Below are 12,015 nucleotides of genomic sequence, written 5' to 3' on the forward strand. Positions count from 1 at the left end.
ATAAAAAGTTATAGTGAAACAAAACAAATAGAGGGAATTGTCGTAAAAATAGTGGGGATAATTTACAGCTTTTGCTTTTTAGGCCATTCCTTTGCCGGGAAATATTTTTCTGGAAAGTCTGAAATGGAAAATGGGAGGTAAAGTCAAAGCTGTTTTATTTATTCTGAAAGAATTAACCAAACTTTTTAATTATGAGAATTCTTTTTTTACTGTTATTGTTTTTAAATGCTTGCTGGGGCTCCCTGTTGGGGCAGGAGAGTCCCAAAACCGATGTTAACCAGATTTTACAGGGTGCCTCCGGGGCAGACCTGGAGTATAATCTGGATCGGCTTAACCAAGGGGAGCGGTTTTATCGTACAGGTTATTATGAGGGGAGTTTTAGGGCTTTTTTCGAGCTTTACAAACATAATCCGGAAGTAGCCTCCCTGAATTATAAGCTGGGTGTGAGTGCCCTTTTGGGAGACAAACCGGAGGAAGCTGCCGGTTTCTTTCTGGAAAGTTTACCTTCTGTTGCAGATGATTATTACTTACTGCTGGGATATGCGCATCGTGCCCGATTGGAGTACTCCCGTGCAAGGGAGTCTTTTGAACAATACAACAATACGCTTTCCTCCTGGAAGCAAAAACAGTTCAGGCCACTCTTGAATCAGTTGCTAAGCGATTGTGAGTTCGGAGGAGCCAATGTCAGAGATTCAGTTCCTGCCTTTGTGATCAATCCGGGACCAGCTGTAAACAGCTATTATGATGAGTATGCTGCGGTTGAAGACAGTAAAAACAAAAGAATCTTCTTTGTTACTCGTCGTCCTGATTATTTGCCGGATGTGCCGGTTGGACGGGATGTTTTTGAAGAAAGGATCCTGGAAGCATCTTATGTCGATGGGGTTGTGACTGAGGGTGTTGAGAATAATCGTCTGAATTCAAGATTTAATTCAGGTATCGCAGGAATTTCGCCTGATGGAGAGACGTTGTATGTTTATCGTGGGAAGAAAAGAAGCGGACAAATAGGATTGACTGATATTTCGAAGAAAAGAGTCCGCAAACCTAAACCCATCAGTGAAAGGATAGATCATAAAGTTTTTAAAGAAACTGCTTTCACCGAAACAGAAGATGGCGTTGTTTTCTTTGTTTCCGACAGGAGAGACGGAATGGGAGGAAAGGATATCTGGACCTGTCGTCGTAAAGGATCCCGCAGATTTTCCAGACCACGTAATATGGGGCCGGTCATCAATACTTTGTTTGATGAGGAGGGGGTTTTTGTAACTCCTGATGGCAATACCCTTTATTTTTCTTCTGAAGGTCATCCCGGGTTTGGAGGTTTTGATATCTACAAAGTAGAAAGAAACCGGGATGGTGACTGGATGCACCCGGTGAATATGGGACAGCCTTTCAACAGTCCGTTTGACGATCTTTTCTTTTTCCCGTCATCAGATTCGCTGGTTTCGCTGATTGCTTCCTCAAGACCCGGCGGTTATGGTGGTCTTGATTTGTATAAAATTCAAAAGGACATAAGAATTCCCTTCTCCATTGCAGGAAATATTTCCGATGCTGAATCAGGACAAGCCCTTCACGGACAGTTGTCCCTCATAGACACGCTTAAAAGAGAACAGGTACTGACAGCATGGGCAGATTCCCTTACCGGGGATTATCTGATTGCTCTGGAGGATACCGGAAATTATGTGTTGCAGGCAGGTGTGGAAGGGTTTAAAATGGAACTGGCAGATGTTCCCAAAGGCACTACCAGAAATGCTGCTTTTACCCTTAATTTCCAATTGGAAAAACTAAAACATCCTTATGCACTCAGCGGTGTCATAACCGATCTGGACACTCAGCAACCCGTGCAGGCAGAAATTACTTTTCGCCCTGTTGATAAGGACTCTGTGACCCACCGGATCTTCTCTGATAAGGAAACAGGAGCGTATCAGATTACTTTTGAAGATAAATTTGATTTACGTATGACTGTCTCAGCTAATGACTATCACCTCTACTCATCTGAATTGTTACTTAAAAACACGCTGGGCGATTCTGAAGAGAAAAATGTTGAGTTGGAGAAAAGTGTGGTGGCTTATACTTTGTCGGGTAAGGTAATGGAAGAAAAGACCAATGATGCAGTTCCTGCCGAGCTGGCCGTGTTTGAGCCGGGAGAAGAAGATGCCTTTCTTGTCGCCTTTGCAGATTCCACTACCGGTAAATTCAGCATTACGGTATTTGAGGAAGGGCCTTATTTGGTAGAGGTTAATGCCGATGGTTATTTCTTTAACAATTTCCCGTTGCAGTTTCATCCCGATACGACCCTTAAAATCAATAATGTCGAATTGAAACCCATGGCCAGAGGTGCCCGGATTGTGGCAAAAAACATTCTTTTTACGAGCGGTAAAGCAACGCTCAGGGCCGAGTCTTATCCTGAGGTGAACCGCCTTGCCCGGTTGCTGCTTGAAAACTCGTCGGTGAAAATTGAAGTCTCTGGTCACACCGATAATACGGGTTCTGCATCATTGAACAAACGACTCTCAAAATCCAGAGCCCTTTCAGTGAAAAGGTACCTTGAAGGCCAGGGGATTGCTCCTGAACGCATCGATTATGAGGGTTATGGTTTTGATCAGCCCATTGCACCCAATACGACCGCGGAAGGTAGGGCACTCAACCGAAGAGTGGAGATTAAAGTGATTGAATAAAGCGAGTGATGAAGATAATTTTTGAATTATGAAGAGCATAAATTTTCTAAAAACAGGAGTACTGATGATTCCCGTTATTCTTATGGGGTGTCAGGACAATGATATTTTGGTAAATACGGAGAGTAACCGGGCCATTGAAATTGCCGCGCCTGCCGGAGATATTACTTATCAGGTGGCAGATCTGATTCGGGACATCGATAACGAATATGTTTTTGTGGATGAAGAGGGGCTGGTGAATATGAAATATACCCGCGAGGTAGATATTGACTGGGAATCTCTGGTTAACCTGAGAGACTTCCACGATACCTGGAATTTTTCTCCCGGGCTTCTCTATCCTGTCAATTCTCCCGTCAATGTGGATTATTCGGAAAAGGTACAGCTGAACCATCGTGCCGATGTTCGTTACGACAGTCTGACCATGGAGATGGGGGCTCTGTCGGCATATCTGATGGTGCCTTACGGGACTGAGGGGAATATTACCATAACCATTCCTGAGGTGCTTCAGGATGAAACGCCTCTGAGTTATTCTTTTTATGCTTCCGGCAATCAGCGATATTTTCAGATTACGGAAGATTTAAGCGGGAAAAAGGTGATTCCCTCCCAAGGGGTTGATTCCAGTTACATATCCGTTGTAACCTCTCTGGATTTATCAAATATGGTGGCCGGAGATGTGGCGTTGGAGTTTTCATTAATGGATATGCAGCCCGGGATGGCGTTTGGTTATTTCGGACAGCAGGAATCGGCCCGCCCAAATGAGGAGTTGACCCTGGATGTGTTTGATGAATTGGATGTCAGTGATGAAATTGAACTGTTTGACTTTTACATCGATCTGAAAGTAAACAGTGAAATCGGGGTTCCATTTGATGTGGTAGCCGAAAACCTGCGGTTTTATGATGAAAGCGATGCTTTGATTGATGTTCTGGAGGTGGAGAACAGCAATCAGATTCATCTTGCATTGCCAGCTGCTGTTTACGGGAACCCAATTGGGATGAGTGAAACCAATTTTCATATCAGCGGAACTAATTCAGACAATATTGTGGACATCGCGAATAGTTATCCGCGTCGTGTATTGTTCGATGTTACCTCTTTTTCCAATCCTGACGGTGAGCCGCAAGAGCCTAACTTTATGGGACTTTCAAATGTGCTTCAGGGAGAGATGGATATTATTGCCCCGCTTTGGTTCCGAACTTCTGCTGATTATGTGCGGACCGATACCATTGATTTTGATTTTAACGATATTCTTGGGGAAGACTCCGATGATGCACGAGAAGTGGAATCAGCAACCATTTGGTTTGATTTTTATAGTAAAATCCCGGTGGACATCTCTGCTGCTGCCTGGGTGGTGGATGAAGATGGTAACCAAATAGACAATCTGTTTGGCGATAATGAAAGTATTAAGGTGGTACAGGCAGGCGTTCCTGATTCTGATACCGGGCGCGTAACGGAAGCCACCCATACGGAGTTTAACGTAACCGTCACGGGAGATCAGATAAATGATTTTCTTGATCGCAATGCGATGAATATTATTCTGGAAACAAAAATTTTCACTGATGGTGAAGAGTATGTAAAGATATATGAAGATATGAGCTTCAATGCGGTGGTATCTTTTGAAGCTGCCGGTAATTTACCTGAATTGTAGTTTGCAAGAAATATCGTGACACTTGTAATTAGGTGATGAAATTTGCAGAATCCGGTTTCTGATAAAGAAAGGAAAATAAATCCTGCCGGTTTCATCGGGCCAATAACCTGAATAAAATTTATACTGATGAGAATCAAATATTATATTACAGCCATTAGCATCGCATTTTTGACGTTGTTTCAGGCAACCGCACAAAACCCCATGGGACTTTATTTCATGGAGACCATTCCTCAGTCATCACAGATCAATCCGGCTATGCAACCCCGGGCCAACGGTTTTTTTGCTTTGCCTTCCACCGGCCTGATGTTTCAGAGTGATGTGGCTTTTAATGACGCCTTTCAGGAAGTAGGCAACCAATGGGTAACTCCTCTGAGTAGTCAGTTTAATTACGATGATCTATATAAGGCAACCGGTAAAGCTGTGGGCATCAATAACGAAGAGACCGTAGATCTTTTGGGCATCGGCTTTCGCTCGGGGCGTGACTATTTCACTTTTACCATGTCGGTGAAAAATGTCATGCAAACCGGGATTCCCTCCGATCTTTTCAAGATTACGGAGCTGGGCTTCCCGGATGGTGAAGACTTTGATTTTTCCACCATGCGTATCAAAGAAGCTGCCTATCATGAGCTGGCTTTTGGTTACAGCAGGAGGTGGAATGATAAATTTACCTTTGGTGCAAAACTGAAGCCACTTTTTGGTATTGTGGGCGGGGTTACTGATATCAATAAATTTGAGCTGAATACCAGCCGCCAGCAGTGGGATGTACATGTGGACGGAACCGTTTATTCTTCAGCACCCATTGAGGTTGAGGAGAGCAATGTTCCGGGTGATTTTCCGGAATCCATTGACGGGAAAGATCTGGAGGATGATGAGGTGGCTGATTACCTGACTTCCCTGAATAACGGAGGACTGGCTTTTGATTTTGGTGCCGTTTATGAACATACGGAAGACTGGACCTTTTCGGCAGCACTTACCAATCTGGGTTGGGTGAAGTTTAAGAACGATCTGAACAGTCTTTCTTTTAACGGAACTTATAATTTTGAAGGTGTTAGTGTGAATGGGTCTGAAGAGGAAGACCTTGAACAGGCTTTTGAAGATATTGGCGATTCACTGAAGACCGTGATTGATTATGGTGTGGGACACGATAAGTTCAGCATTCCGCTCACCCCCTCCATGTATTTGGGTGCCTCTTACAGGATGAGTCCGGCTGTTTCGTTTGGCCTGTTGTCCCGCAGTGTGTTTCAGAAGCATAATTTTCGTCAGGAGTTGAACCTTTCAGCGAATATTCAACCCTACAGTTTTGTCGCTTTCAACCTAAATTACAGTAAGCGTATCAGCGGAGGAAATGGTCTGGGAACTGCGGTGACTTTTCTGGCCGGACCTTTGCAAATGTATATGGCCGCCGATTATATTCCCATGCGTTATTCCGAGGTTACTTTTGATGACGGAGATTCTTTTCCGATGTTGCATCGGCAGAAAGACCTGACCTTTCGATTTGGACTGAACCTGATTTTTGGTCGCCACGGGTATCGTGATGAACCGATGCTGAGTGTGAATTAGAGCTTTTGCCAATTTGGAGATTAAATGGAGAGGAGATTGTACTGAGGTGCGGTCTCCTCTCTTTGTTTCCGGGGAAGCACTGAAAAAATGTTATCTTTGGTTTGGAGAACGTATTTAATTTAAAATTTAGTCTGTTGAAGAGAATTAAGGTTACTTGTGCGATTATTTCTTTCGGCACCAAATGCCTGGTAGTACAACGTGGCTCCGAAATGAACATGCCTTTGAAATGGGAGTTCCCGGGAGGTAAGGTGGAAAGAGGAGAATCTGAAGAGGCTTGCATTAAAAGAGAAATAAAAGAAGAATTAGCTATTGAAATAGAACTTCAAAGTCGTCTGACACCAGTCTTTCACGATTATGCAGAAATATCTATTGAATTAATACCCTTCCTGGCCCGATATAAACATGGAGAAATACAACTAAGGGAGCACAAACAATATTTGCTGCTAGAGAAAAAACAACTGAAGGATTTGGCCTGGGCTGAAGCAGACTTGCCCGTTCTTAAAGAATATTTGCATTTGTAAAAAATTAAATATAGGCAGATTCTGCTTTTCGTGAAGGAAAGGAACAAGGACGAATATGGCATTACTATGGGATATGTTTTTGTAGGTGAGGGAAAATTAATTGATTACTATAGATCTAAACCCATGAATATAGAATGGGAGCTGAATGAAGCGTTATCCCAGTTTTTGTATAAAGATGCGGCAAAGCTGAGAGTTGGGTGAGATGAATGTGAAATAACTAATAAAAATAAATAAAAATGCGGATTTTATTTACAGGAGGATCAGGAAAAGCAGGAAAACACGTTATCCCTTATCTGTTGGATCAGGGGCACAGAGTGTTGAATGTTGATTTGCAGCCATTGGAACATCCCGGGGTGGATAACCTGATTGCCGATATTACCGATTCGGGACAAATGTTTAATGCAATGAGCTCGTATGCCGGATTAGATGAGCTGGAATCGGGAAATGGGGTTCCACCATTCGATGCTGTTGTCCATTTTGCTGCCGTTCCGAGGATTTTAATTAAACCTGACAATGAAACTTACCGGGTAAATACAATTGGAACCTATAATGTAATTGAAGCAGCTGTAAAGCTTGGTATTAAGAAAATTATTATAGCTTCGTCAGAAACAACCTACGGGATTTGTTTCTCGGATGGCGAAACGGATCCACATGTGCTGCCTTTGGAAGAGGACTATGATGTGGATCCCATGGATAGCTATGGAATATCTAAGGTTGTAAATGAGAAAACAGCGCGAGGCTTTCAGCGAAGATCGGGATTTGACATTTATGCGCTGCGTATCGGAAATGTTATTGAGCCTCACGAATATGACGACCTGTTTCCCTATTATTTAAAGAATCCTGAGGTGCGACGTAGAAATGCTTTTTGTTATATTGATGCGCGTGATCTGGGACAGATAGTGGATCTGTGTTTGAAAAAAGATGGTCTGGGCTATCAGATTTTTAATGCAGGTAATGATCACAATGGTGCAATATTGCCCAACAAAGAATTGCTGGAAAGATTCTTTCCGGAGGTGCCACTTTCCCGCGATTTGGAAGAGCATGAAGCGTTGTTTTCTAATCGAAAAATCCGTGAGGTTCTGGGGTTCAAAGAGCAACATAACTGGCGGAATTATGTGAAACAAGACTGTTGCTTTGAATAAGAATTTTTAGTTTAATAAACATTTTGGCCGGGTATCCGGGGGTAGGGGCAGGATTTAATGGCCCCTTTTTTGTCTCTTGTTTTGGAAAAATAAAACAAAAAAGTTAGTTTTACATAAACCAAAATGCTGATTCCCCAATGAACCCGACAACCCTCTTCTTCTTACCAGAATTCTCAGAAATTTCTTTTACAACTACCAATCAACAATTTTGCAAGGCAAAGATTTGGGGAGCAAGTTATCACCCTGTGGAAATCTTGTGTCATGTTGGTAAACATCTTAAAGATTAATTCTTTGTTAAACACCTTGATTATATGATAAGATATAAAGAGTTGGTTTTAAATGATATTTGTTATACTGATCTTGTTTACGAGAGGATTAATAAAAAACTGAACCGCCGGTACTCAAGGCATGAAGTTGAAGAGATGATATTAGAAACCCTTAAAGACTCCGAAGAGACGCATTTTCGAAGATCAGGAAAGAATATTTATGTAACCAATAACGATCGGAAGATAAAAATCACTATAAATTTTAATACTTGCAGGGTTATCACGGTTGATGCTTTGTGAGTGTTTTTTTAAGAAAGATATGAGAAACTTACCTGTTAATGGCGCTGTGTTTAATAACTGTTTAGTGTCTGTCCATAAAGTCCCGTTTACTGCGTTACGCCATTAGCGGAAATTGCTTATTTACTCAAGTAAACTCCGCATTTTCCCTAATGGCAAGCCTTGTAAACGGAACCTTCTGAACAGACACAGAGAACTTGAGAAACTTTACTTAGTTTATTGACAGGCACCATTTAAGGGCTGTTTTGGAGAATTTCAATTAATAATAAAACAGAGATCCATGAAGAACCTACTCCTGACATTCATCCTGTTGCTAGCAGGCTTTCTATCCCTTTCGGCCCAGGAAATTCATTCTCCTGCAGAGATTTTTGAAATAATGGAAAAATCTCCAATTACTTACGAGTTGAATGAGTTGGAAGATGAGATTTTACCCCCTGACAGGACTGATAATCTGAATTTTAATTCTTATTACAGAGTCATTGAGGATGGACAAATATTTACCTACAGATATCAAGTTGACAGTATTGCTCAGGAATATTTGAAGAGCGCGGAGAAGTTTTTTGAAGACAGAATGTTTTCAGCGGCAAAGGAAATGTATATTGAAGCGTTAAGATCCGATTCAACTTCTTACTGGGTAATGACATATATCGGCCAAATGTGTGGCATAGAGGGGGATTTTGATCAGGCCATTGATTGGTATAAAAAGGCCATCAGCCTCAATTTTATCGATTATATGGCACATTGGTTCTTGGCAGATGCATATAAAGAGCAGGGGAAAATGGATGAAGCTGTGGATGAAATTACTATTGCGATGATTTTAAACCGCAATAATCCCAGAATAAAGGAATCCTTCAACGATATTTACAGAAGAAAGAAACTGGAGCTAAGCGACTGGACTTTTACTCCACAGATGCAATTGGATAGCATTGGCAAGAACAAGGTAGGAGTTTCCTTTGATGCCGATTGGTTAGGATATGCGTTGGTTAAAGCACTGTGGCGATACGAACCCGGGTATCAGGAATCTATGGGAGTGGAGGCTGGCTCTTTTTCAACTATAGAGGAAAAAGAGGCATTTGTTAGTTTAATGACTGGTTTTGACAGAAAGACGGTAAAAAAGCATCCTGAATTCCGGGCTTTAAAAGCATCCCTGGATAAAGATATGATTGACGAGTTTATATTTTATGAAATAGTCCTTCCGGAGCATCCGTTTGTTGCTTATCAGTTGTCTGAAGAGTTCATAAATCAGATAAAGGACTATGTTATTGCAGTCCGGGGAGACCAAAAGTGAGGGATATATTACGTTAAGGTCTTATTGAATTTTTAATTTAAATAGTTCTCCGAATGTATTTAAATATCAGTGGAATCGTTTTATTTTCATTGTTTTTATTTTAAAATGTACTGACCGGACAAAATGACTTCCGAAATGGCAGTGTGTTTTTGACTGATGGCGATACCATTCAAGGGGAATTAAATTTTCAGGGGGATCTCAAACATGCTCAGGAAATTGAGTTTCAAAACCAGGACAGCATCTTTGTGTTTAAACCTTTCGATATTAGAGGATATGCCTTTACAGACGGGAAATATTATGTATCGAAGAAGGCCATTGTTTCCCGGGATACCGTTAATGTTTTTGCTGAATATCTTGTTAAGGGACAGAAAAACCTCTATTACCACAGATCTGCTTCCGGCCCCCATTATTTGATCGATTATCTCAATGGGTTAATCACTGAAATTCCTTATAATGATGAGTTTATCAATATAGATGGTGTCAACTACAAACCAGACCCAACAGCTCACATCGGATATCTGAAGTATTATTTTATGGATTGTCCGGAAATTTTCCCTCAGATTGAGAAATTAATGGTTCCTGAACGAAAACCTCTGGTTTCATTGACCAGAAAATATCATGACATCACCTGTGGTGAAGGTTCATGTGTGGTTTTTGAAAGGAGAAAATACCCTTTTCGAATGGAGGTTGAGCCGGTTTATAGTTTCTTTTTGTACCCTAAAGAACCGTTTTCAATAGAAAATTTGCAAAATATGTATGGGGCCCATCTTTATTTCTGGCTTCCAAACTCAAGTGAACGGTTGTATTTAAAAACAGGCCTTCTTTATGGGCAATCATCATCGGTCGATGTTTTCCAGATACCTCTTCAGTTTGAGTATGTTTATCCGGCCAAGGTGTTCAAACCCAAATTAAATATTGGAGTGAATACATTTTTAGCGAAAAATCACGGATTTCCCATAACTGTTTTTGCTGGAGGAGGTTGTCTGGTGAAGCTTTCCGACCGGCTTTTTCTGGATTTTGAGATGAGCTCAGATCTGATCTCTGTTGATTTCTTTCGCTATGGGGGCTCAGGATCAAATAACCAAAAGAGACGGAGAGCAAATTAACTGTAACATAACCAAGGTAGATGAGCAGGTTATTTATTATGATTTCCACAGGGATGACCGAAAGTTTTCGAGCTTCATTCCTCTGACAGAAGTCAGAAGTTATCAGCGAGGGAGTGAAGGTAACGTTGCGGACAGCCTTGATTCCAACATAGATGTTGAAGGCAAAGTCAATGAGGTACTGGTGGATACTACCGATTATGTTGAAGAGGTTGATGAATGGATCAACCTGGCGGTGTATTCTCAGCGAATCGGTGCAAATGCCACGGGATGGGGGGTGGACTATTACGGATACAACCTGACGAGCAGGTCAAGATGGGTGCTTCCTCTGGTTGTTGGAATTGAGGGTTTTGATATCCGGCCCGATTATTTTAATAAATCGGGCTATTACATGGCCGAGATGAGCTATATGACGTTCGGGATTAGTCCTCTTTACCACCTGGGAGATAAATTTTACCTTAATCTGGGGGTCAGATTGATCTACGGAGAGGAAGAGCTCACAGACTTTTCAGGAGATGTTTCTTCCAACATTTTTTTCGGACTGAATCCTTCGCAGGGAATTGTTTTTATTCCTGAATCAAAATTTGGAGTCACCCTGGGTATCGGAATTTATGAAAAGGTGCTAAGTTCTAATGTTTACAATAATGATGTTGGAGTAACCTTTCAACTCGGAATTAAATTTTAACCTTAATCTGGGGAGATCATAATTTTCCAGGTTGAATAATAAAAGCTATGAGAAAAATACTCTTTTTTATCCCGCTGGTTTTTTGGGGTTGTACCATTAGCCAGAAGATCACTTACAAAACCGATGATTTGGTGGCCGATAAGTCGGTAAAGCCCATCCCGGCCGTTGTGGATGTAAGGGCTTTTACAGATAACAGAGATAGTTTTGAGGCCAATTCAGTGTTGTTTTCCAACCCGCACCAGATGAGATTGGATGGGAAACAGGTGTGCATTAATTCTGAAAAGCATTATAAAAAAGATACAGTAGTGAATCAGTTTTCACGGATATTGGCAGAGCATTTCAATAAAGCTCGTTTGTTTGAGATGTCTTTATACAATCGGAGCGAATACAGTAATTATTACCTGACCGGAACTTTGAATAGTTTTTATGCTCAACAGGAATTCTCTTCCGGTGCTGCTGTGGGAGCCTCTTTCGGACTCATTGGAGCATTGGCTACCTCGGGCATTAAGACTCCCGGAAAAATTGTTATTGATGTTTCAGATTTGAAACTGTTTAAAAAAGACGGTACGCTGGTCAAGGATTTTGGCAGTTTTTACAAGGAATACGTGGATGAATTTAAGGTGGATGCCTACTGCTGGTGTGCTTTTTGGAATGCCAACCTGATGCTGAAGGATTTCAACACTTTCCTTATTGAAAAAATCAGAAACGACATGGAGGGCGTCGCATTGGAGTAAAAAAAAATTTCCGGCCGGCTTTTTCGTGTTGAATGAGAAGAAGAGCACGGGATGGCATTGGAGCTTTACTGTGTGTGAAGTCCTTTTTTTATGAGTTTGTAGGGTGTG

The 12,015-nt window shown here is 41.5% G+C and carries 11 protein-coding genes; all 11 read left to right on the plus strand.

Features of this window, described 5'->3' with window-relative positions; all coding sequences use genetic code 11:
- Nucleotides 1–191: 191 nt before the first annotated feature.
- Nucleotides 192–2,672 carry an OmpA family protein gene (locus tag W7W_RS0102470; RefSeq protein ID WP_010662278.1) on the plus strand — a complete coding sequence of 827 codons (2,481 nt, stop codon included), beginning with the start codon at nt 192–194 and terminating at the stop codon, nt 2,670–2,672.
- A 28-nt stretch (nt 2,673–2,700) separates the two neighbouring features.
- The gene (locus tag W7W_RS0102475) at nt 2,701–4,311 is read left to right on the plus strand and encodes a hypothetical protein (RefSeq protein WP_157202426.1); all 1,611 of its coding nucleotides are present in this window, start codon (nt 2,701–2,703) and stop codon (nt 4,309–4,311) included.
- Nucleotides 4,312–4,437: 126 nt separating this feature from the next.
- Nucleotides 4,438–5,871: a DUF5723 family protein gene (locus tag W7W_RS0102480; protein ID WP_010662280.1), complete on the plus strand. Its 1,434-nt coding sequence runs from the start codon at nt 4,438–4,440 to the stop codon at nt 5,869–5,871.
- 134 nt (nt 5,872–6,005) lie between these two features.
- A complete protein-coding gene (locus tag W7W_RS0102485) occupies nt 6,006–6,392 on the plus strand; it encodes a (deoxy)nucleoside triphosphate pyrophosphohydrolase (protein ID WP_234408328.1) in 387 nt (128 codons plus the stop codon).
- A 30-nt stretch (nt 6,393–6,422) separates the two neighbouring features.
- Nucleotides 6,423–6,593 (plus strand): type III restriction protein res subunit, encoded by a 171-nt coding sequence (locus W7W_RS23405; protein ID WP_010662282.1) that lies wholly within the window; start codon nt 6,423–6,425, stop codon nt 6,591–6,593.
- A 35-nt stretch (nt 6,594–6,628) separates the two neighbouring features.
- On the plus strand, nt 6,629–7,534 hold the full coding sequence (locus W7W_RS0102495) for an NAD-dependent epimerase/dehydratase family protein (protein ID WP_010662283.1): 906 nt from the start codon (nt 6,629–6,631) through the stop codon (nt 7,532–7,534).
- A gap of 311 nt (nt 7,535–7,845) precedes the next feature.
- On the plus strand, nt 7,846–8,100 hold the full coding sequence (locus W7W_RS0102500; protein WP_010662284.1) for a DUF3781 domain-containing protein: 255 nt from the start codon (nt 7,846–7,848) through the stop codon (nt 8,098–8,100).
- Nucleotides 8,101–8,377: 277 nt separating this feature from the next.
- Nucleotides 8,378–9,385: a tetratricopeptide repeat protein gene (locus W7W_RS0102505; RefSeq protein ID WP_010662285.1), complete on the plus strand. Its 1,008-nt coding sequence runs from the start codon at nt 8,378–8,380 to the stop codon at nt 9,383–9,385.
- A gap of 149 nt (nt 9,386–9,534) precedes the next feature.
- Nucleotides 9,535–10,491, plus strand: coding sequence for a hypothetical protein (locus tag W7W_RS0102510; RefSeq protein WP_157202427.1), 957 nt, complete (start codon nt 9,535–9,537; stop codon nt 10,489–10,491).
- A complete protein-coding gene (locus tag W7W_RS0102515; protein ID WP_010662287.1) occupies nt 10,445–11,173 on the plus strand; it encodes a hypothetical protein in 729 nt (242 codons plus the stop codon). The genes W7W_RS0102510 and W7W_RS0102515 overlap by 47 nt, the downstream gene beginning before the upstream one ends.
- Before the next feature lie 47 nt (nt 11,174–11,220).
- Nucleotides 11,221–11,907, plus strand: coding sequence for a hypothetical protein (locus W7W_RS0102520; protein WP_010662288.1), 687 nt, complete (start codon nt 11,221–11,223; stop codon nt 11,905–11,907).
- Nucleotides 11,908–12,015: the final 108 nt, after the last annotated feature.

Origin of the sequence: Marinilabilia salmonicolor JCM 21150 (assembly GCF_000259075.1) — a bacterium.
Lineage (GTDB): Bacteria > Bacteroidota > Bacteroidia > Bacteroidales > Marinilabiliaceae > Marinilabilia > Marinilabilia salmonicolor.

Coding starts and splice junctions, on each gene's coding strand:
- W7W_RS0102480 (WP_010662280.1), top strand. CDS start 4,438: ATGAGAATCAAATATTATATTACAGCCATTAGCATCGCATTTTTGACG.
- W7W_RS0102470 (WP_010662278.1), top strand. CDS start 192: ATGAGAATTCTTTTTTTACTGTTATTGTTTTTAAATGCTTGCTGGGGC.
- W7W_RS0102520 (WP_010662288.1), top strand. CDS start 11,221: ATGAGAAAAATACTCTTTTTTATCCCGCTGGTTTTTTGGGGTTGTACC.
- W7W_RS0102475 (WP_157202426.1), top strand. CDS start 2,701: ATGAAGAGCATAAATTTTCTAAAAACAGGAGTACTGATGATTCCCGTT.
- W7W_RS0102515 (WP_010662287.1), top strand. CDS start 10,445: ATGGGGGCTCAGGATCAAATAACCAAAAGAGACGGAGAGCAAATTAAC.
- W7W_RS0102495 (WP_010662283.1), top strand. CDS start 6,629: ATGCGGATTTTATTTACAGGAGGATCAGGAAAAGCAGGAAAACACGTT.
- W7W_RS0102500 (WP_010662284.1), top strand. CDS start 7,846: ATGATAAGATATAAAGAGTTGGTTTTAAATGATATTTGTTATACTGAT.
- W7W_RS0102505 (WP_010662285.1), top strand. CDS start 8,378: ATGAAGAACCTACTCCTGACATTCATCCTGTTGCTAGCAGGCTTTCTA.